At 54.5% G+C, this 21,532-nt stretch carries 22 protein-coding genes; 3 read left to right on the forward strand and 19 right to left on the reverse strand.

From position 1 onward, the window contains the following. Nucleotides 1-18: 18 nt before the first annotated feature. Complete coding sequence (gene cysM / locus H573_RS0101280) at nucleotides 19-906, reverse strand: cysteine synthase CysM (protein WP_027872688.1); 888 nt, start codon at nucleotides 904-906, stop codon at nucleotides 19-21. A 156-nt stretch (nucleotides 907-1,062) separates the two neighbouring features. Between cysM and H573_RS0101285 the strand changes: the two genes are divergently transcribed. Continuing rightward, nucleotides 1,063-3,750 carry an ATP-binding protein gene (locus tag H573_RS0101285; RefSeq protein WP_084497835.1) on the forward strand — a complete coding sequence of 896 codons (2,688 nt, stop codon included), beginning with the start codon at nucleotides 1,063-1,065 and terminating at the stop codon, nucleotides 3,748-3,750. Nucleotides 3,751-3,763: 13 nt separating this feature from the next. Here H573_RS0101285 and recO read toward each other — a convergent pair whose 3' ends face one another. The 10 genes from recO to rpoE form a co-directional block, all read right to left on the reverse strand. Next, a complete protein-coding gene (recO, locus tag H573_RS0101290; RefSeq protein ID WP_084497837.1) occupies nucleotides 3,764-4,471 on the reverse strand; it encodes a DNA repair protein RecO in 708 nt (235 codons plus the stop codon). A gap of 3 nt (nucleotides 4,472-4,474) precedes the next feature. Continuing rightward, nucleotides 4,475-5,386: a GTPase Era gene (gene era, locus H573_RS0101295; RefSeq protein ID WP_027872691.1), complete on the reverse strand. Its 912-nt coding sequence runs from the start codon at nucleotides 5,384-5,386 to the stop codon at nucleotides 4,475-4,477. Further along, entirely contained in the window at nucleotides 5,383-6,051 is a 669-nt protein-coding gene (rnc, locus tag H573_RS0101300) for a ribonuclease III (protein ID WP_027872692.1), read from the reverse strand. Before rnc ends, era begins: the two co-directional genes overlap by 4 nt. A gap of 5 nt (nucleotides 6,052-6,056) precedes the next feature. Then, nucleotides 6,057-6,422 (reverse strand): DUF4845 domain-containing protein, encoded by a 366-nt coding sequence (locus H573_RS0101305; RefSeq protein WP_036255438.1) that lies wholly within the window; start codon nucleotides 6,420-6,422, stop codon nucleotides 6,057-6,059. A 19-nt stretch (nucleotides 6,423-6,441) separates the two neighbouring features. Beyond that, on the reverse strand, nucleotides 6,442-7,497 hold the full coding sequence (gene lepB / locus H573_RS16550; RefSeq protein ID WP_027872694.1) for a signal peptidase I: 1,056 nt from the start codon (nucleotides 7,495-7,497) through the stop codon (nucleotides 6,442-6,444). A 15-nt stretch (nucleotides 7,498-7,512) separates the two neighbouring features. Further along, nucleotides 7,513-9,312, reverse strand: coding sequence for a translation elongation factor 4 (gene lepA / locus H573_RS0101315; protein ID WP_027872695.1), 1,800 nt, complete (start codon nucleotides 9,310-9,312; stop codon nucleotides 7,513-7,515). Between the two features lie 110 nt (nucleotides 9,313-9,422). Next, nucleotides 9,423-9,902, reverse strand: a complete 480-nt coding sequence (locus tag H573_RS16555; RefSeq protein ID WP_051170820.1) for a SoxR reducing system RseC family protein — start codon at nucleotides 9,900-9,902, stop codon at nucleotides 9,423-9,425. Next, on the reverse strand, nucleotides 9,902-10,795 hold the full coding sequence (locus tag H573_RS0101325) for a MucB/RseB C-terminal domain-containing protein (RefSeq protein ID WP_027872696.1): 894 nt from the start codon (nucleotides 10,793-10,795) through the stop codon (nucleotides 9,902-9,904). The genes H573_RS16555 and H573_RS0101325 overlap by 1 nt, the downstream gene beginning before the upstream one ends. Beyond that, a complete protein-coding gene (locus H573_RS0101330) occupies nucleotides 10,796-11,374 on the reverse strand; it encodes a sigma-E factor negative regulatory protein (RefSeq protein WP_027872697.1) in 579 nt (192 codons plus the stop codon). It abuts the gene before it with no gap. A gap of 2 nt (nucleotides 11,375-11,376) precedes the next feature. Then, complete coding sequence (rpoE, locus tag H573_RS0101335) at nucleotides 11,377-11,973, reverse strand: RNA polymerase sigma factor RpoE (protein WP_027872698.1); 597 nt, start codon at nucleotides 11,971-11,973, stop codon at nucleotides 11,377-11,379. A gap of 193 nt (nucleotides 11,974-12,166) precedes the next feature. On the opposite strand from rpoE, the gene nadB reads away from it, so the two are divergent. Then, nucleotides 12,167-13,762, forward strand: coding sequence for an L-aspartate oxidase (nadB, locus tag H573_RS0101340; RefSeq protein WP_027872699.1), 1,596 nt, complete (start codon nucleotides 12,167-12,169; stop codon nucleotides 13,760-13,762). A 35-nt stretch (nucleotides 13,763-13,797) separates the two neighbouring features. Here nadB and H573_RS19455 read toward each other — a convergent pair whose 3' ends face one another. Further along, nucleotides 13,798-14,256 (reverse strand): protein YgfX, encoded by a 459-nt coding sequence (locus H573_RS19455; protein ID WP_154653808.1) that lies wholly within the window; start codon nucleotides 14,254-14,256, stop codon nucleotides 13,798-13,800. Continuing rightward, entirely contained in the window at nucleotides 14,219-14,479 is a 261-nt protein-coding gene (locus tag H573_RS0101345) for an FAD assembly factor SdhE (RefSeq protein WP_027872700.1), read from the reverse strand. Before H573_RS0101345 ends, H573_RS19455 begins: the two co-directional genes overlap by 38 nt. Nucleotides 14,480-14,694: 215 nt before the next feature. On the opposite strand from H573_RS0101345, the gene ygfZ reads away from it, so the two are divergent. Continuing rightward, nucleotides 14,695-15,720, forward strand: a complete 1,026-nt coding sequence (gene ygfZ / locus H573_RS16560) for a CAF17-like 4Fe-4S cluster assembly/insertion protein YgfZ (RefSeq protein WP_051170822.1) — start codon at nucleotides 14,695-14,697, stop codon at nucleotides 15,718-15,720. Nucleotides 15,721-15,724: 4 nt separating this feature from the next. On the opposite strand, the gene ung is transcribed toward ygfZ, so the two are convergent. The 6 genes from ung to H573_RS0101380 all read right to left on the reverse strand — a co-directional run bounded on the left by ung (nucleotide 15,725) and on the right by H573_RS0101380 (nucleotide 21,530). Then, entirely contained in the window at nucleotides 15,725-16,411 is a 687-nt protein-coding gene (gene ung / locus H573_RS0101355) for a uracil-DNA glycosylase (RefSeq protein WP_027872701.1), read from the reverse strand. A gap of 96 nt (nucleotides 16,412-16,507) precedes the next feature. Further along, on the reverse strand, nucleotides 16,508-17,317 hold the full coding sequence (locus tag H573_RS0101360; protein WP_027872702.1) for an SDR family NAD(P)-dependent oxidoreductase: 810 nt from the start codon (nucleotides 17,315-17,317) through the stop codon (nucleotides 16,508-16,510). Between the two features lie 20 nt (nucleotides 17,318-17,337). Beyond that, nucleotides 17,338-18,888, reverse strand: a complete 1,551-nt coding sequence (locus H573_RS16565; RefSeq protein ID WP_051170823.1) for a flavin-containing monooxygenase — start codon at nucleotides 18,886-18,888, stop codon at nucleotides 17,338-17,340. Then, on the reverse strand, nucleotides 18,885-19,883 hold the full coding sequence (locus H573_RS0101370) for an alpha/beta fold hydrolase (protein ID WP_027872703.1): 999 nt from the start codon (nucleotides 19,881-19,883) through the stop codon (nucleotides 18,885-18,887). The genes H573_RS16565 and H573_RS0101370 overlap by 4 nt, the downstream gene beginning before the upstream one ends. After that, nucleotides 19,880-20,734, reverse strand: coding sequence for a metal-dependent hydrolase (locus H573_RS0101375; protein ID WP_234701818.1), 855 nt, complete (start codon nucleotides 20,732-20,734; stop codon nucleotides 19,880-19,882). The genes H573_RS0101370 and H573_RS0101375 overlap by 4 nt, the downstream gene beginning before the upstream one ends. A gap of 115 nt (nucleotides 20,735-20,849) precedes the next feature. Next, complete coding sequence (locus tag H573_RS0101380; protein WP_027872705.1) at nucleotides 20,850-21,530, reverse strand: START domain-containing protein; 681 nt, start codon at nucleotides 21,528-21,530, stop codon at nucleotides 20,850-20,852. Between the last annotated feature and the right edge of the window lie 2 nt (nucleotides 21,531-21,532).

Consider the following 21,532-nt stretch of genomic DNA (forward strand, 5'->3'; position numbering starts at 1 on the left):
CAGCGGTACAATCGCCGCCTAGAAAACGCCGGTGGACAAATATCGGTCGCCGCGGTCACAAATAATGGCAACAATTACGGCGTTTTCCACCTGCTCGCTAAGGCGGAGTGCTCCCGCCACCGCACCGCCGGAGGACACACCACAAAATATCCCCTCCTGCTCAGCAAGTGCTCGCATGGTTCTTTCGGCCAGTTGCTGATCAATATCCATCACCTGGTCGACCCTGGGGGCCTGATATATTTTCGGTAGGTAAGCCTCAGGCCAGCGGCGAATACCAGGAATGCTGGATCCATCCTCAGGCTGCAGCCCAACGATCTGCACACTGGGGTTTTGCTCCTTAAGGAACCGGGAGACACCCATAATCGTACCGGTGGTGCCCATCGAGCTGACAAAGTGGGTAATACGTCCACCGGTCTGACGCCAGATCTCAGGGCCAGTTCCTTCGTAGTGAGCCAGGGGGTTATCGGGATTTGCAAATTGATCCAGCACCTTCCCCTCGCCTCTCGCCTGCATAGCTAAAGCCAAGTCCCGTGCCCCTTCCATTCCCTCTTCTTGACTGACCTCCACGAGGGTGGCGCCGTAGGCTGACATTGCCAACTTGCGCTCACTGCTCATATGGCTTGGCATAATCAGCACCATCTTATAGCCGCGAATGGCAGCCGCCATCGCCAGCGCGATCCCGGTGTTACCGCTCGTCGCTTCAATAAGCGTGTCACCAGGTTGTATATCGCCCCGAGCCTCCGCGCGCGCTATCATACTCATAGCCGGACGGTCTTTAACGGAACCAGCGGGGTTATTCCCCTCCAGCTTCAGCAAAATTGTATTACTGCTGTCGCGATTTAGGCGTTGCAACCTCACTAGGGGTGTATTGCCAATACATTGCTCAATGGTAGGAAAATCTGTCATTGCAGTAGAGACCTCAAGCCGACTTCAGCAGCGCAGCAGGGGGAAACAGTTGCCCCAGCTGCCATAGGCTTCAGTGATAAAGCGGCCACAGGATGGCAACCGCGTAAACTTTTGGCAGTGATAATACCACTGCCCTAGTCATAGGCTCCAGTTCACATGCGCAGGCGATACGGATTTAAACGGCTTATCTTAATCATGGGGCTACTGCCCGTACTTCTGATCTCCGTGGGCTTCAGTGCCTACCTGACTCAACAGCAGCTGGCAGACAGCAGAGAGCTACTTACCCAGCGCGCGAAGTCCGCCGCCCAACAGCTCAGCGTCGTCTCGAGCCATATGTTGAATGATCACCACGAAGATACACTGGCCTATATTTTACATACCGCGCTCGAGGAGCCCGGTGTGCGAGCGGTGAGTATCTACAATGGCGATCTCGAACTCATCTCCCATGCAGGGCCCGGAACGCCCCCTCCCAATATCGACGGATTAGGCCGATTAACGCCCTATAAGGTCGTGGATCAAGCCGATGACCTCCAAATTACGTGGGCTATTCATGCCCCCGCCTCTGCAGAGGGCCATCAGATCGATGCTGATGAGCACCTCGGCTGGGTGCAAATGAGCTATGGCTGGCACCAATACGAGCTAATGAAGTACCAGAGCTACCTCGCTGCGGCGATCTTTCTGGGCCTCAGCGTCCTCGTTTGTATCTTGTTTTTTAGTTATATCAATCACAATATCGGTCGCGACTTACAAATTTTACGGATGGCAACTCACCGCCTGACCAGCGGTCAGAGAGACTTACACATCCATGTTCCCGGTGGCGACGAATTCAGTGAATTAGCCGACGACCTCAATGAACTGAACGCGGCTCAGGTACGGGAGCTAAAGGAGCTGCAACTCAATCTTGAACAATCCAACAGCGACTTACGTGAAACCCTGGAAACGCTTGAAATACAGAATATCGAGCTTGACCTAGCGAGGCGCGAAGCCGTCACCGCAAGCCGAGTTAAATCGGAATTCCTCGCCAACACCAGCCATGAAATTCGCACGCCACTGAACAGTATTCTGGGTTTCAGTAATATTCTTCTCAAGGCGGATATTCGCGGGCGACAGCGCGAAGCGGTAGAAACCATCCGCAACAGCGCCGTAAACCTGCTCACCATCATCAACGATATTCTCGACTTCTCCAAACTTGAGGCGGGGAAGCTGGTTTTCGATAAAGCCCCAGTGCAACTTCGCGAACTTGCTGAAGATACCTTGATCATGCTCGCTCCCGGCGCAGCGGAGAAACGCCTCGACCTTGCATTGTTTGTTGAGAAAGACACCCCTGAGGCAATTCTCGGCGACTCCCTTCGGCTCCGGCAAATGCTGACGAACTTGGTTAGCAATGCGATTAAATTCACTCCTACCGGAACCGTTCGCGTCGATATTTCCTGTAGCGAGCGGGACGACGATTACGCGACGCTGAACTTTAAGGTCACCGACAGCGGCATTGGTATGAGCGCAGAGCAGCGCAAGCATATCTTCCGAGACTTTGGCCAAGGGGATGCATCCGTCACTCGCCAATATGGCGGCACAGGACTGGGGCTGGTCATTGTTCAAGGTCTGGTGAAGGAGATGGGCGGCGAAATCGGCGTAGAAAGCGAGCTTGGGCACGGCGCCACATTTTGGTTTAGCCTGCGCTTGGCGATTGATCACAATGCGATGCAAATGCGTGATTTCCAATCCCTACAGGGTAGTACTGTTGCCTTGTATGACAGCAGTCCACTATACGGCCTCGCCATTTGTGAACTGCTCGAAGGCTGGGGCATGAACGTGCAGCTATGCCAGGAAGTTGATGACATCAATACCCAAGCAGACCACTGCATTCTAAGCTTGGATGCAGAGGAAAGCTGTCAACCGCTACCCACTATTCATCGCGACGGTGCCTGTGTGGTGCTGAGCTACCACAGTGAGGAGCACCCACAAGACAATAATGTTTGGCTTAGCAAGCCGGTTTCTCATGTTCGCCTTTTTGACGCGCTGAATACGGGCCTGAGCGATGACAGCCAACTTAACAACCGGCATTTTCGCAATAGCCAAGTACTCATCGTTGATGACAACCCGTCTAACCTGCTCATACTCTCCACGTTTCTGGAGGATGCCGGCATCAGCCCAGTCAGCGCTCAAAATGGCGTGGAAGCGGTCAGCCATTGCCAAGAGCAGTGTTTCGACCTGATATTTATCGACATCCAGATGCCGCAGTTAGACGGCATTGCCGCAAGTCGCCAGATACGCCAGCGCGGAAAGAATCAACACACCCCTATTGTGGCGCTATCGGCCTACCTAGCACCGGAAAACCCTTCGCAACTGCGCGATGCAGGCATCGATAAATACTTGAGCAAACCGGTAAATGAGCAGCAGCTCACCAATATTTTGCAACACTACCTCGCGCCTTCCTGCGACCTGCCGCCAACCGACGCACACGCGCCTGAGGCAGACGCCGACCCCGAGGAGCAACCCAGACCAGTGGACCTTAAGCAGTGCCTATTACTGTCCAAACAGCGCCCTACGCTGGCAAAAAACATGCTCTCGATGCTGCTGGACGAATTGCCAGGTTTGCGCAGTCAGCTCACACAGGCCTTCGATAGCAAGGAGTGGGACACGCTGGCCGAACTGAACCACGGATTGAAAGGGAACTGCTGCTACACCGGCGTACCACTTCTCAAGCAAGCCGTCTGCGACTTAGAGGCCAATTTGTCTGCTCAGAAGCCACCACAGCAACCGCTTTTCAGTGCGGTGATTACTCGAATAGACGAATTACTTACATGGCACGAAGAACACGAACTGGATGCACTATTCGACTAACAAAGCCAGCAACTCAGCCTAATTGCTGCCGAAGAAATAGCTTTCGGCTGTTAAGTGGCCGCTCTCCCAACAGGGGCGCGAGGATAAGCCGGTTGAGGCGTTTGGCTAGTTTAAGCGTTTCGGCGTCCCACTCCGCACGCGCCAACTGTTGCAATAGGCGGCCAGAAAAGGCTTTTGGGTGAGGGCCCATCGACGCCGATACCTGGCTGAAGCCGTGTTCCGGGTCGTAAATGAAATAGGCCTCGGGGGCGCTTTCAACGGGCGAGAAGTCGACACCGTAGCCAAGCTCGGTAAGTAGCGTTAGCTCAAAGCTGCGTAGTATGGGTTCAATCTGCCCCCCTGAAGACAGCTCCAGCAAAGAGCGACCGTACAACTTGAAAACTTCCGGCTGGGGGTCAAAAGGCTGTAGCAGCCTGCCCAATACTTCGTTGATGTAGAAAGCGCAGTAAAGCGTATTACCCCGCAATGGGAACGTGCTGTTCAACTGCACGTCAACCAAGGTTTTTAAATCGCTGCGCCCCTGCCAGGAAACCTGAATGAGATTGCCCGGCTGCAACGCCGCGCGCCATTGCTGGCGACTCTTACTCGACGATTTAAGCCCCTTTGCTACGAGGCTTAAATAACCATAGTCTCGGCTAAATAGATCGATGATCGCACTGCTATCACGATAGGCGCGAAGGTGTAACACGTATGCAGGTTGCCCCTCTATACGCGCACTCATGGTCTACTCGAAATCGTTATAACCGAGACTTCGCAGGGCGCGCTCATCGTCGGACCAGCCAGATTTCACTTTCACCCACAAACGCAGCATGACCTTGCTGTCGAACGCGCGCTCCATATCCTTGCGCGCCTCCGTACCAATCTGCCTAAGGCGACTCCCCTTCTCACCGATCAGTATTTTCTTTTGTCCTTGGCGCTCTACCAATATCAATGCGCTGATTTCTATCAGGCGTGGCGATACTTTGAATTCCTCGATTTCGACCGTCATCGCATAGGGCACTTCCTCCCCGAGCTGACGCATAATCTTTTCGCGAACAAGCTCTGCAGCGAGAAAGCGCTCACTGCGATCCGTTATCTGATCTTCGGGGAAGAGGTGTATTCCCTCCGGAAGGTAACGTTCAATAACGGCCTCAAGATCATCGCGATTGTGACCGCGCAATGCAGAGACAGGCACAATTTCAGTAAAACTGTGCTTTTCAGCAAGCTGTTCCAACAGCGGCAGTAATTCCGATTTGTCGTTAAGTCGATCGATCTTATTCACTACCAGCAAGACTGGGCAGTCAACCTGCTTCACTTTCTCTAAAACAAGGTCGTCTTCATCGGTCCAACGATCGCGATCAACCAGAAAAAGCACCAGATCAACATCTTTCAGGGCCGAACTGGCGGCCCGATTCATGTACCGGTTAATCGCCTTTTCGTCGCGCAAATGCAGACCGGGAGTGTCAACATAGATCGCCTGCGTATCACCCTCAGTCTTAATCCCCAGCAGCTGATGGCGCGTCGTCTGAGGCTTTCTTGAAGTGATGCTCAGTTTTTGACCGAGTATATGGTTAAGTAGCGTGGATTTACCCACATTCGGGCGACCAACAATAGCCACATAACCGCAGCGTGTGCCGCTCTCATTCTCGTGTTTCATACTTGCTTCTCCAGCTGCGCTAGCACTTGCTCTGCCGCAGCTTGCTCTGCCTTACGTCGACTACTTGCCGTTGCTACAACCTCCCCATTCAACAGTGTAGCCTTACATGCGACAGTAAAGGCCTGCTGGTGAGACTTGCCCTCTGTCGAGCAAAGACGGTATTGCGGCAAGGGTTGCTTTCTCGCCTGCAAATATTCTTGTAGCCGCGTTTTGGCGTCCTTGTGACTCGCGGTGGGGTCAATAGTCTCCAGTCGGCCGGCAAACCACCGATGGACACACGCCTTACAGGGCTCCATGCCCCCATCGAGATATACCGCACCGAGAATGGCCTCAACAGCATCCGCAAGGATCGAGCTGCGCCGTTTACCGCCGCTGTTGCGCTCACCGCTTCCTAACAGAAGGCGCTCACCAAGATTCAGTTCAGCGGCAACAGCCGCCAAGGTCTTACCGCTCACTAACGAGGCGCGAATTCGACTTAATTCGCCCTCATCTAAATTCGGGAAGCGACGGTACAAAAAGTCACTAACGATCATATTCAGCAACGAGTCACCAAGAAACTCCAGTCTCTCGTTGTGATCAGCGCTAAGGCTTCGGTGCGTCAGCGCCTGCCTCAACAGGGCATCGTCATTAAAAGCGTATCCCAGCACATCGGAAAGTGTCGGCATACCAGTTAGCGTTCAACCTGAAAAAGCGCGTCTTCAAACTTAACGACAGCGTCAATATTGATGAAGAGAGGTACGCGCTTCTCATAGGTGGCGTCAATCAGCACACCATTGTCGTTATTTTTGATCTTAATATCGCGTAAAGATATCGATTCGATCCGGTTTGTAATAAACCGCCGCGACAGCTTTTGACGAATCTGTGCAGGCGTCACTTCGGCACCATTACTCTCTTCAGCCACGTCACTGATAACACGACTGAGCGACCAGTAGTCAACGTATAAAGGCGCGAGACGAATTGCCATCGTTCCCAAGACCATGGCAACACCGACGATGATGACAAAGGATAGTAGACCAATTCCCTGCTGATTTTTCATTATTGTCTCCTGTGCACCGTTAACGTATTTGGCCAACGCGATCGAAGCTGGGCAGCTGAGAGAAGGATTGCCAGTGCATCCAGATTGCAAATGCCTGACCGACGATATTCCTCTCGGGAACCTGCCCCCAAACTCGGCTATCACTGCTGTTATCGCGATTATCGCCCATCATAAAGTAATGACCGGGCTTTACCGTTGTTTCAAAATCACCGCGATAAATGCGTTTATCGTGGTGAATCAGGTGCTCTACACTACCTAGCTGCTCGCGAACCACCTGGGTAACAGGCTGCAGGGGCGGGACTTCAGCCACCAGGGTATGGGGCACTAACTCATCATTCACGTAGAGCTTTTTATTAACATAACGCAGTTTATCGCCAGGCAAGCCCACGACGCGCTTTATAAAATAACGGCTGTCACCAGGAGGGAAGAAAACCATAACATCGCCGCGCTCCGGCTCGCCCACTTCTAAGATTTTTGTGCCGACAACCGGCAGGCGCAACCCATAGTTAAACTTATTGACCAGGATGTAATCGCCAACTTCGAGACTGGGAACCATCGACGCAGAGGGAATCTGAAACGGCTCAACGACAAACGAGCGCAATACCAATACCACGAGCAGCACGGGGAAAAATGACCGCGCATTCTCCGCGATCGGCAACATCCCGCCAAATTCCCGCTTAAGGTTCTCCTGCTCCTGCTTAACAAAGTAGGTAATGTAAACGGCGATTTTGCCGGCGTTAACATAGGCCTGACGGCCCTTTTCAAAAACAAAGCGGTCAAGGCCAGCAATCACCCCCGCCAGCGCCGTGAGCACCACCAGGGCCAGTGCAAAATCGCCATCTTTAATCAGCACAACACTGGCAACCCAGAGCAGCCACAGTGCCGATACCAACCGATAGCTCCACTCGACCCAAGCGGGAACAACCTGACGGCGTAGCCCCACCGCATCGCTAGCGGTTTTTTTCTCGGCACACCACTGCAATGCGGTTTGCATCTGCCGACGCCCTTTGATTTCTTGAAGTAGCCACACACACAGCGACGTCGCCGCGACGAACAGTAAGATCAAATTAACCATGTGGCCATATACCCCTTATCCATCTACCTTTAAGACGGCAAGAAATGCCGACTGCGGAATCTCTACATTCCCGACTTGCTTCATCCGCTTTTTACCTGCTTTTTGCTTCTCAAGCAGTTTACGCTTTCGCGATACGTCGCCACCATAACACTTGGCAGTTACGTTCTTACGCAGCGCCTTTACCGTCTGGCGCGCAATAACATGCCCACCAATTGCCGCCTGAATTGCCACGTCAAACATCTGTCGTGGAATAAGCTCTTTCATCTTTTCAACTAACAGCCGCCCGCGGGACTGCGCAAAATCGCGGTGGACAATCATCGCCAGCGCATCAACACGATCACCGTTTATCAGCACATCGAGCTTGACCAGGTTCGCCGCCTCGAAGCGTTCAAAACTGTAGTCAAGCGAGGCGAAGCCACGGCTCACCGACTTCAAACGGTCGAAGAAGTCCAGCACCACTTCGCTCATTGGAATGTCCCATGTCAGCGATACTTGCTGCCCCAAAAATTGCATATCAATCTGAACGCCGCGCTTCTCCGAACACAGGCTCATCACATTGCCGAGGTGCTCCTGCGGGACCAGAATGTTCACCCTGGCGATCGGTTCGCGGGTTTCCTCAACTTCACCCGGGTCGGGCATTGCGGAGGGGTTGTCCACCATAACCTCTTCGCCGTTTTTCTTGAGCACTTGATAAATTACGGTGGGCGCCGTGGTTATCAGATCGAGATCGTATTCACGCTCCAGGCGCTCTTGAATGATCTCCATATGCAGCGTGCCCAGGAAGCCGCAGCGAAAACCAAAACCCAAGGCATCAGAGGTTTCAGGCTCATAAAACAAAGAAGCATCATTCAATGTCAGCTTCCCTAGCGCTTCCCGGAAGTCTTCATAGTCTTCGGTAGATACCGTGAACATCCCAGCATAGACCTGCGGCTTAACTTTCTGAAAGCCGGGCAATGCGTCAACATCAGGTGTACTGGCGTGCGTGAAGGTATCCCCCACTGGCGCGCCGTGAATATCTTTAATGCCGGCAATAAGGAAGCCAACCTCACCGGCTTTGAGCACCCCGGTATTGGTTTGCTTGGGCGTGAATATCCCCACCACATCTACCGAGTGCGTTTTGCCCAACGATTTACTGATGACCTTATCGCCTTTACGCAAGGTGCCGTTCTTGACTCGCACCAAGGAGACAACCCCTTGGTAGTTGTCGAACCAGGAATCGATGATCAGAGCTTGCAAGGGGGCATCGGGGTCTCCCTCGGGCGCGGGAATCGCGGCAACTAAGTGCTCTAAAGCGTCTTCTATGCCCATTCCGGATTTCGCACTGACCGGCACTGCCTCGCTGGCGTCCACGCCGATAATTTCTTCGATTTCCTGTTTTACCCGGTCAGGGTCCGCCTGCGGAAGATCCATTTTGTTCAAAATAGGCAGTACTTCGAGCCCCTGCTCTATGGCGGTATAGCAATTCGCCACCGACTGCGCCTCAACACCCTGCGCGGCATCCACCACCAAGAGCGCGCCTTCACAAGCCGCTAACGAGCGCGATACCTCGTAAGAGAAGTCAACGTGTCCGGGCGTGTCGATAAAATTGAGCTGATAGGTATTACCATCCTTCGCGGTGTAATCGAGCGTCACGCTCTGCGCTTTGATAGTGATACCCCGCTCGCGCTCAATATCCATTGAGTCGAGCACTTGCTCGGCCATTTCACGGTCAGCAAGGCCACCACAGTACTGGATAAAACGATCCGCCAGGGTCGATTTTCCGTGGTCGATATGGGCAATAATAGAAAAGTTACGTATTAGGTCGAGACTAGGCACGTTTGGCAGAACCCCGGGACAAAGCCATTGAGGAAAATAAAGGCGCGATTGTATCGCAAAGCCCGCTACCTAAGCTATGTGTATTGTCACAGGAGGCGGCTAAATGCCTATTAATGCTCGAAAAAATGCAGTGGCTCGGCGGACGCTCGGCCATGATGCCCGACTAAACGGGGCTGGAAACGCTCGCTGTTTCGGCTCAATAGTGCGTGGGCCCGTACACCACCAAGACCCACCAAGAATCCCGCCAATGCCGACACTGCAGCAATGCTCTCACTGCCCGAAAGGCTATTCCCAGCAAGCATACCGAGGATCATACTCAGCAAAGGCAGCAGGTAGACGATAAACGCACCACCCACTAACGCTGCTTCGGGAATGGCGATATCCACATCGCTCCCCACGGGGTAGTCACTAGCGGGGAGCCCATTTAACGCGATACGCAATTGATTGCGGCGACCATCGTGCAAACTATTCATCAGCCCCTGCCCGCAACCTTTCTTCGCAGAGCAGCTGGCGCAGCTACTTTGGGACACGGTCTCTATCCACAGAGCCGACGTCTCCACAGCGACAACACGCCCGCGCTCACAAATCATTATTCAGACCACTCCACACCGAGCGCTACCTGTCTCGCAGTCAGCATGGGAATCTCCCCCACCACCGACACGCGTACGCCACGCGATTTGTGGGTAGTGCTGTAACTTACCGACGCGCCCCGCCGCATATGGCTATCCCTCTGCGACGTTACACCCTGGGTGGAATCAACAAAAACCGTAAATACCGCCAAACCGTCTGTGTAACTGATGCTCGGCGCTTGATCACGAACGGCCAACGGCGTAAAGCCGTCAGGCAGCCAAGATAAACGCCAGTTAACCTCTGGAACGCTGCCTTGCTCGTCAACGGGGGGGTGTGCGATGAGCTGTGACTCATCGCGCTCAAGCGCTGCCTCATCAAAACTGAGATCGAGCACAACGTACTCAAAACGCTCAAGCACCTTGCCCCGCTTGTTAACGATTTCCGAGCGCAACAATAATCCCGTTTCTTTATCCAGAGCGAGCCGGTATCCAAGGCGGTATACGTCTTTAGGCTGAATCGACAATCCTATGGCTGCGCGGCCAGCAACGCTGCCCGATTCTCGGAGGGATAAATGATAAAGCTTCTGTAATTGCTTAGCTTCAGGAGAGCCATCGGCAAGAAGATGCAGTAATTCAGGACCGGGGTGTACACAGCTAATATCGTGCCCCTGGCGAATCACCTCATGGTCGCCATGACTCAGCGCTTCGAGTGACTCGTACTCGCGACCATCTTTAACAACATGACTGACCTTAAAACTGCTAAGTCGGTCGTCGACTTGGTAAGTCACTACGCCCTGGTAATTGAGGGCCCGATGGCTGTCCGTCATTCGCTTCAGCCACGTTTCCGGACCTTTCGCCCAACTGGCTTGACTGAATGCCAGCGCAGCGACCGCCAATATCACACGACAACGCACTTATTCTGACTCCTGAGACACCACCCGCGCATACGAAACGAAACCTTGGCCATTATTCAGCGACGCCCGCTCGGTATGCTTGCGAAGCAATACCTCGAAGCGCTTGTCGGCTTCGCTTTTCACTGCTGGGCTCATGCTGGGCGCCCCCCCTGCGATGGCACTTACCGGAACACCACCATTGGCAGGAGACATTTGAGCGGGGTAAACACGGCCGCTGCTCACCGACGTATCCGACGCCGCCAGCACTGAGGTGCTGCCGCCGAGCATACGCTCACTGCCGGCGAACACGACGACTGCCGCAACACTGGCGGCAACGGCCATGCCGGTTAGCGCTTGACGCCAGGACGAGCCGCGTTTCACCGCATTCGGCTCACCGTCAATCGCGGCCATCACCCGGCTCGAAATATCGAGACCGGCAAACGGCAGCTCGCCGTCATGCATCACCTGTTGGTTGCGGTGGAGCGACGCCCACTCCGCGCGCAAGGCCGCATCTTCTGAGCGCAAAACTCGGCGCAACTCAAGCTCACTGGCTTCACCATCCATCATTGCCGACAGAGATTCTCTGATGCCATCTTTCATATTTACACCTCTTCGCCACTCACTTGGGCCCTAACTCGACTATCCACCGCCTCGCGAGCCCTGAAAATTCGCGACCGCACTGTTCCAACAGGGCAATCCATCACCGCTGCAATATCCTCATAACTGAGACCATCAAATTCACGCAGAGTTAGCGCTGCGCGCAAATCTTCAGGCAAAGTTTTGATCGCGTCCTGAACCACATTTTTTAGCTCTTCGCCATACAAGCGGTTCTCTGGCGTCTCGACTTCTTTAAGAGCAGACGGCCCCTCAAAATATTCGGCATCAGCCACATCCACATCACTGCCCGGCGGGCGACGGTTGCGAGCAACCAGATAGTTTTTCGCCGTATTGATCGCAATGCGATACAACCAAGTATAAAAGGCACTGTCTCCACGGAATTTGGGCAAAGCCCGATAGGCTTTAACAAAAGCTTCCTGGGCAACATCCTGTACTTCGTCACTATCTTTGATATAGCGGGATATCAGACCAAATATTTTGTGTTGATACTTAAGTACCAGAAGGTCAAAGGCACGCTTATCCCCCTGCTGGACTCGCTCAACGAGCTGCTGGTCTGCCTGTTTAGCTTGGCTCATGTACATTCACCAATGGTCGATCAGCAGCGCTTGCCAAATAGACCAGCGAATTTTGAAGAAGTTCTAACATTACTGTCCTTAAACTACCGCGTGAGAACACGGCGCGTGTTGGTCTGCGGCGCAGCTACCAGTATACTTTGCGCCTCTTAAACTCCGACGGCATAGTATCGCCGGACCGCCTCGGGAGCAAACATCCGCAATGAGCCATTTCCATGCCCACGATGTGCTAGTTATCGGCAGCGGCGCTGCTGGCCTATCACTGGCGCTACAGCTTGCCGACCACGCCAAAGTCGCCGTGCTGTGCAAAAGCGAGCTCAACGAGGGCGCAACCTATTGGGCTCAAGGCGGTATTGCCGCTGTCCTCCATAAAAATGACAGTATCGATGCCCATGTCAGCGACACCCTGAACGCCGGCGCGCAACTTTGCCACGAAGACGCTGTGCGCTTCACCGTTGAACACAGCAGCGCCAGTATCGACTGGCTGCTCGCTCAAGGTGTTCAATTCAGCCGTTTTGACAACGACAGCAACGAACTACACCTCACCCGGGAGGGCGGCCATAGCCAGCGCAGAATTATTCACGCGGCTGACGCTACGGGCCGCGCGGTGTCGACAACGCTGAGCACCAAAGCCAAAGAGCACCACAATATCGAGATATTTAACCGTCACGTCGCAATAGACCTCGTTGTCCGCGACGGACGCTGTCATGGCGCCTACGTGCTTAACAGAGACAGCGGCCATGTGGAATTGTTCCACGCCCGCGCCAGCGTTTTGGCAACTGGGGGCGCAAACAAAGCCTACCTTTATACCAGCAACCCCGACGGCGCTACCGGCGACGGTATTGCGATGGCGTGGCGCGCGGGCTGTCGGGTCGCGAACATGGAGTTCAATCAATTTCACCCCACGTGCCTGTATCACCCCAAGGCGAAGTCCTTCCTTATCACCGAAGCCATACGGGGAGAAGGTGGGAAATTGCTCAACGCCAAAGGCGAGCGCTTTATGCAGCGCTATGACGAGCGCGGAGAACTCGCCCCTCGCGACGTTGTTGCGCGCGCCATCGACCATGAAATGAAGCGGCTCGGCAGCGACTGCGTCTACCTAGACATTAGCCATAAAAGCTCAGAATTCCTGCTTGAGCACTTTCCCACTATTAAAGCGCGCTGCCTTGAGCTCGGTATCGACATCAGCCGCGAAGCGATCCCGGTCGTTCCCGCCGCTCACTATACCTGTGGTGGTGTGATGGTCGACCAACGCGGCCGCAGCGATGTTGACGGACTGTACGCCATCGGTGAAACCGCCTTTACCGGACTGCACGGCGCAAATCGCCTGGCAAGTAACTCACTGCTCGAATGCCTTGTTTATGGCGGCGCGGCCGCAGCAGATATCAACAGCCGCTTCGACGACCTCAGCGCACCGCTTATTGCACCACCCTGGGATGAGTCAATGGTGACTGACTCTGATGAAGATGTGATCATTTCGCACAACTGGGACGAATTACGGCGCTTTATGTGGGACTACGTCGGCATTGTACGCACCGACAAGCGCCTGCAGCGGGCACTGAACCGCGCCGCCCTATTGCAGCAGGAAATTGCTGAATATTATTCCAATTATAAAGTCAGTAATGATTTATTGGAGCTGCGCAATCTCGCCATGGTCGCTGAACTGATTATTCGCAGCGCCATGCAACGGAAAGAGAGCCGAGGCCTCCACTATACGCTGGACTACCCCGCCACGCTGCCCACGGCGCAAGACACTGTATTGGTACCTGACAATTACGGTCATCAGAGCACGAGCTAAACTTCAGCGCTTGGGTAATGACAGACAGTGATACGTTACCAACGGCCATGTAGCAGAGCACGCCGTAAGGCGCGGAAGTCTTCCCGACTTAGTTGATCCGCTAGTATCGGTAGCGACCAACCCCTACCATCGGCGCAAAGCTGTAATACCAGTAAATGACGGGAGAAATACTGGCAGCTGAGGTCCAGGCCCACGACTTTACCCTCAACGTCTGCTCGCCAACCGCGGGCGTCTACGTGCAATACCAAACCATTGCCGAAAATAACTGACCGCGTTTTTCGCCAAATTCGCCATACGTAGGCCAGGACGATACATTGAAGAAGCAACACGGCGCTCGCTGCCGCGAAGGCGCTCCCTGCCCAACGCTCAACCGACGGAGCGATGGTGGGTGTCAGCACTAGCGCCAACGCGGCGAGCAGGCAAAATACGCAAAAGCCGATACGCGAAGCGCGCAGCTCAAGCCTTAGCGGCGCGGGAGAATGCGTTGATATCATTCACAATACTGGCCAACTCAGGGTCTTCGGGGCTGGTGGTTCCCAGAAACCACTGAAATAACTCAGTATCCTCACTCTCAAGCAGGCGAATGAAACGCTGCTGATCGCGCTCGTCGAGGGACCGGAAGCGCTGCTCAAAAAATGGCACCATAACTAAGTCTAATTCGAGCATGCCACGCCGGCAGGCCCAGTAAATTCGCTTGATCTCGTTTTCCGAAAGCATTATTTTCCACTGCATAAAGGGAGAGCCACCAATATTGGCGACATTTACTTGTATAGTATACCGTGATCCTGAGCCAGTATTGCAGTCAACGCTCCCCCGTCACTGGTAATTTGCGCAGCGAAGCGGTTAGCGTCTAACCGAAAAGCGTGAAAATCACACCAGAATACTATCCCTCATTCACCACACGGTACCGACGAAGCGGTAGCACAGGACCCATGAGCACATTTGAAGCGCTACTTTCTAAGCAATTCCCCCAGAGCCAAATCAAACCGAGCGGCTTCTGGGCCAGCGGCGAGCAACAACACGGCACAGCCGACTGGGTATCACCGCTCTTTCAATACGACTTTTTACACGTAGATGGACCTGACAGCGGCACTTTTTTGCAGGGGCAAACGAGCTGTGACTGGCGCGCGATCACTCCGGCCCAGTCCAGCCGCGGCGCATACTGCAATATCAAAGGCCGCGTGCTGAGCAGCTTTATCGGCGCCCAGCCTTCAGAAACGCTGGCCCTGTTGCGAATGCGTGCCGATATTTGTGAAAACACTCGCAGCCTGCTGAAAAAATATATTGTGTTCTCAAAAGCCGAGATTGGTGATCAGCCCAGAGCGCGCTTTGCCATTGGTGTGGCTGGCCCCGGCGCCAGGCAGCGTTTGCGCACCCTCTTCGGCACCGCCCCCAGCGCGGCGCTGGAGAGCCTCACCGTAGACACTGACACGATCATTGTTCAACTGGACGACGACGGCCTGCGCTATGAATGCTGGCTCACCGACACGCGTGCCGCCGAACTTTGGCCCGCGCTCTGTGACGGCGTCGCCGTATGCGATAGTGCTCACTGGGAGAGAGATAACATCCTGCAGGGAATCGGCGAGGTGCACGCCGCGACACAGGACCTTTTCCTGCCCCAACAATTGAACTACCAATTGGTGGGCGCGGTAAATTTCAAAAAGGGCTGCTACACCGGCCAGGAAGTGGTCGCTCGTATTCAATATCGAGGCAAACTCAAACGCCGCCTCTACGCCGCGAAAGTGGATGCCTTGATAAATGAAAGCGACGCTACGGAGCTGTTTGGCGACGGTGATACGCAGAGTATCGGCAAGCTCGTTTCGCTATATAACGCAGATGATCACAGCATACTGCTGGCGGTACTCGCGGTTGATGCGGTGAACTCGCCTATTTTTACAGCCCACGGCAAGCACCGCATCACACTGCTACCATTTCCCTATGAGCTGCCCGACCTGTAAATCGTTAAGTAGAAGGTAGGCGCCAATCGATAGGCGCCTGCCCTCGCGCCTCTAAATAGGCGTTGGCTTGAGAAAAGTGTTTGCAGCCGAAGAAACCTCGGTAGGCCGACAGCGGCGACGGGTGAGGCGCCTTCAAAACGCAGTGCCTACTCGAATCAATCGCAGCGCCCTTCTTTTGTGCGTGAGAGCCCCACAGTAAAAACACCAAACCGTCGCGATGTTGATTCAGCGAAGACACGATTGCATCGGTAAACTGTTCCCAGCCCTTACCCTGGTGAGCACCCGCCTGCCCTTGCTCGACCGTGAGGACACTGTTGAGCAATAGCACACCCTGCTCAGCCCATGACTGCAGATAACCATGCCCCGCAGGCTCGATCGCCAAATCACTCTGCAGCTCTTGAAAAATATTGATCAGCGACGGCGGCGGTTTTATCCCAGGTTGCACCGAAAAGCACAAGCCATGGGCCTGACCAGGGCCGTGATAAGGGTCCTGCCCTAAGATCACTACCTTCACCTGTTTGAAAGGCGTACTGTCTAACGCGGCGAACCATTGAGACGGGCGAGGATAAATCTGTGCCCCCTGCTCGCGACGCTGCTGCAAGAATTGCCGCAGCGTATGCATATACTCCTGCTCGAACTCTCCACGCAATTCCTCAAGCCAGGACGGTTCTAGCTGTATCGTAGCGCTCACCTGCACTCCTCCGCTATTTACAAGCCGGCAAGCATAATAGCAGCGCCATCGCTCAGGTAGTAAGAAAAAAGGGCTGAGGGCAGCCCAAAGCAAACGTTACGACAAACGTATTAGTGGCGCCAACCAGCGATCGTAATTGGCGGGAAATAAACGTTGAACCCAATCCAGAAAAACGGCGTCGCTGCCAATTAGCAAACGTCGACGGCGGCGGCGCATGGCATGAATAATTTTCGCTGCAGCCCGCTCGGGGCTGGTGCGCGCCACTTTGTCGAAGTTTGCCGCGGTGGCGTCCAAATCACTCTCCTTGCCGTGAAGGTCATGAAAATGTCGCCCGTTTCGCGCAATATTCGTTTTTATGCCGCCGGGGTGGACGGTCAGCACCGCAACGCCACTACCCTTTAAATCCTGACGGAGAGACTCTGAGTAGCCACGTACGGCGAATTTTGCCGCGTTGTAGGCCGACTGCGACGGCACCGCCAGCAGGCCAAACAAGCTGGATATATTGACGATACAGCCACCCGCGTCCTTTAAGTAAGGCAAAAACGCTTCACAGCCGTTGACGACACCCCAAAAATTGATATTCATCAGCCAGCTAAAGTGCTCTCGGGGCTGCTCCGCGGCATGACAACTCAGCGACACACCCGCATTGTTTATCACTGCATCAATCCGTCCGAAATGTTCTTTCACCTCCGCCGCCCAGAGGGCAACAGCCGTCTGCTCAGCAGCGTCAACGCAACTAAGCAGCAAGTGTTGTTCATCCGCGAGCGAACGCAAGGCGGCCAAATTTTTTGCTGATATATCCGAGGCTGCGACTGCGCAGCCCTCCCCAAGCAGTTGCTTTACCAACGCTAAACCAATTCCCGACGCCGCACCCGATACGGCAACAACCTGTTTTACCTTAGTCATCAATAGACCTCTTTGAACACTTAGGGAAGCTCTGCACAATCCAGTGCAACGGGTTCGTGAGCGGATAACGCCGGTTTGGCGCTATCCGCTGCGACAACACGATAGTCCGACAACGCAAAGCGGCGCGTCATCAGGCGGTAGCGCCACGAAAACCCCGGCCATAGCGTTGTGTTCCGGCCATCTTGGGTCAGATACCAGCTGTTACAGCCCGACATCCAGGTCGTTCCACGAAACATGTTTTGAATGCGCTTGTTGTACTGATCCTGCACATCCGCCTTGATGTCCAGGCCACAATCAGGCCGTTCGCGCAGCGTCTGCAAGTATTGCAGCACATAGCGAATCTGCGACTCGATGTAGAAGATAACGGAGGTATTACCGGGCCCGGTATTAGGGCCCATCAGGTAAAGCAAGTTCGGGTAGCCAGACACAGTAATGCCCTTGTACGCCTCGGCCCCCTCAGCCCAATCCTCTTCAAGAGATCGCCCTCCCAAGCCGCGAACAGGCATTGGCGCACCCGCAGAGGGAACCTTGAAACCGGTAGCAAGAATCACCGCATCGACTTCGTGCCGCTCACCGCTACTGCTATAGATCGCCGATTCATCCATACGCGCAACGCCGTCGGCAACCACATTTACATTGTCCTGGCAGAGCGCGGGGTAATAATCATCAGACAACAATACGCGCTTGCAGCCCATCGAGTACTGCGGTGTAAGGGCGTTTCTGAGGGTTTCATCTTTAACAACGCTGCGCAGGTATTTGCGCCCTGCCCACTCGCCCAAGCGAGTGAATAGACTGTCCCAGATAAATGCGGGCAAGACACTTTCCATCTTCACATATTGAAGGCGCCTAACTATGCGCTGCAGCAGCGGCCACCGGCGAAAACGCGCGTGCTCATCCACGGTTAGGCGACGATCATGTTTGGGTAGCACCCAGGGCGGCGTGCGCTGAAATACCGTGAGTGAGCCGACTTCTGGCTGAATAGCGGGAATCACCTGAATAGCGCTAGCGCCCGTCCCCACCACGGCAACACGCTTACCGCGTAAGTTAGCGTCGCGCTGCCACTGTGCGGTGTGCATCACCACACCTTTAAAGCGCTCAATACCCTGGATATTGGGGTATTGAGGAATGTTCAGAGCGCCGATGGCAACCACAACAGCACGCGCAAATACGGGGTGCCCCTCTGCCAATTCCAAACGCCACTGAGCGGTGCTTTCACAATAGTCGGCCGCGGTTACCCGCGTGGAGAAGCGAATTTTTGGCCGCAACTGATATTTATCGGCGCAGTGGCGCAGGTAGCGATAAATCTCTTGCTGTGGGCTGAACAAGCGTCCCCACTGAGGATTTGGCTCAAAGGAAAATGAGTAGAGGTGCGATGGCACGTCACAGGCCGCTCCTGGGTAGAGGTTGTCGCGCCAAACCCCGCCAACGTCCTTCGCTTGTTCGAAGAGCTGGAAGTTGGTTATGCCCTGCTTCTGCAACTGAATAGCCAGGCCCAGCCCACCGAATCCCGCGCCGATAATCGCCACGTCCAACACTTTGCCCTGCGCCCGCTGATGGATATTCGCATTCATAGTGATAATTCCATTTTGCCAACCCAAAAATCACGAAGCACATTGGCCGTCGCCGCGGGCTCCTCCAACATCGGTAGATGACCAACGCCCGGCATCACCATCACATGGCTCTGGGGAATTTGCTGCCGAAAGGCGTCACTGCAACTCACATCAAGTACCCGGTCGCTGTCGCCCCACAACACCAGCGTTGGTGCGGATATCCCCTTCAGACAACACCATGTATCGTGCAATGACGTCACGAGAGACTCGAAAAGATACTGATTCACGGGGTGGCGATGGCACATTTCTCCGGCCATTGCCCAAGCTAAGCCCATCCCCACTAGTCGGTGACGGCGATGCAGGCAAATCGCCATTACCTTAGCGGTGTCGCTGTGTTGTTTAGGAGCAAGGTAGTTGCGGCCGGCGGCCAAACCGCTTTCCAATACGCTCATTCTGCTACCAGGGGCGCCAGCTGCGTTCATTAGGCACAGCGCCGCCACTGATTCTGGGTGGCGAGCCGCCAGTTGCGCGGCGATTGCGCCACCCATTGAACTCCCTGCAACGTAGGCAGAGCCACCCCCTTGATTGGCCAGGAATGCCGCCATTCTGTCGGCTTGAGCACTTAGTGCATATTCAGCGCCATAGCGAAATTCGCTGACACCGAAACCCGGCAAATCGGGCACCAATAAGCGAAACTTCTGGGCCAATCTCGGCACCAAAAATGCCCAGTTTTCTCGGCTGGCACCAAAGCCATGCAGTAACAGCAAGGTAGGCCCCGTGGCCTGCCCGCCTACCCAGTAATGAACACGGTGACCGTCAACCACCGAGACTGCCTGACGCATCCCCGCCCGCAGTGCCATCACTGGCTGCAAATAGCGCCACAGCGAACGTGCCTTTGGCTGCCAGGCAGAAAGCACTGCCGCATCATGCTGAGCAAGTGGGCCAGCCAAAAACTGCTGCTGCATTTGCAGCAGCGCATCGGCGTCGTCGGAGATTGGCACCGCTAGGGTGTTCACACCGCCGCTCCGGTTGCTTTGTCATAGCCTTCGACTTCAGCGACCAGTTCGTCAACGGTCTCTAGATAACGGCGATTGTCGTGATCCCAGGGGTGAAAGCCGGGCTTAAAGAAATCTAGCCAATCCGGAATAACCCGGCGCAATGTACCCGGTGAGCCCCACAGAAAATTAAATGCCCCCAGCCAGCCCGTCAGGCTAAAGAGCTTACCCTCTCGGGCTACCATGCCAATGTGGATGGGAATCACCATCACCCAGAACACCAGCGTGGCAATGATCAAGGCGAGGCAGCGACGAAAATACGCCAACGGTCCCTTGCCGACCACTTGCTGGTATACATCGAAGGCCACAGCCTTATGCTCGGTTTCTTCCAGGGCGTGCCAGCGCCACATAGCGGCAAAGCGCGGCTCTGAACCCGCCAGTGTGCGCGGCTCTCGCAACACAATATCGGCTAAGATTGCGGTTAGATGCTCCAGGGCAATGGTGATTGCCAACTGCCCGGCGCGCCCTTCAATCTTTCGAGTAATGTTTAGCAGACCAAGCACTATCCGTGAGTTGCGCTTCGCCGGCATGCCCCGCTGCTCCAGGGCATCGTTATAGTCTTCATGTTCACGGCCGTGCATCGCTTCCTGGCCGATGAAGCCGCGCACCGCCTCTTTCAGTTCCGGATCGGACACCTCATCACGATACGCGCGCACGCTGTCGATGAAGAAGCGCTCACCGTCGGGGAAAAACAGCGACATCGCATTGAAGAAATGACTGACATGGACCCCTTTGGCATGCCAATCGCCAACCCGGTCTGCGGGGAGATTAAACTCTAAATTACGTCTTACGGGCATCACTGTTGTTTTCATAGCTTGCGCCTCCTGATGAGCCATCAATTTATGTTACACCATTTGATGTATAATTAATGTTACATCAATCTATGTCAAATTAATTTTGATTTATTTGTTTGTCGAGTCCGCTGGGCTAGAACGGATTGAAATTCTGGTATTGCGGTTGCTGAACGACAACGCGCAATTGCTTTAGCGTCTCGAACGGATTGTCCACAATCAGGCTATTAACCAGACCGGAGGGCAAGCCGCCGGCAGGGTCCAGATGCAGCTGAAACACCACGCTTGTTGTGCCATCTTCTTGCGGCGTTAATTCAAAGAAGCCGCGCAGCGCTGTAACCCGCTTAACGCCTTTGGTCTTTGGAACACTGCCACGACTGCTCGCGGGCAGCTCATCCTCGTCGACACTTTCCAAGCTAATTCGCGTCACCCTGGTTGCCGGGTCCTGACTAATTTGATTGCGAATCAGCATTTCGCGGTCTGCGGCAGGCCAAGGGAAATCATTTAACAAGTACTGATAGCGATCCAACAGCGACGACTTATGGAGCAATACCGCCTGCCGGCAGTTGTACATCCACTCGGTAAAGGCCTCGGTGTCATCCAGCACTGCCATAATCTGGTTAATCTCAGCCTCTACCTTTGCCTCACCCCTAAACTCCCTAAAAGCGGAGTTCTCAACTTCACGGGTAAATACCGCTATACCCTGCTCGCGCTTCTCTTCACGCCACTCTGCGGCGTGACTGAATGTAGCCAGCGCCATTAAACACACCGCGGCCAGCCACTCGCCGCCCGCAAACCTCTTCATCAACGTCATCATTA

The sequence above is a fragment of the Neomelitea salexigens DSM 19753 genome, assembly GCF_000422345.1.
GTDB lineage: Bacteria > Pseudomonadota > Gammaproteobacteria > Pseudomonadales > Spongiibacteraceae > Spongiibacter > Spongiibacter marinus_A.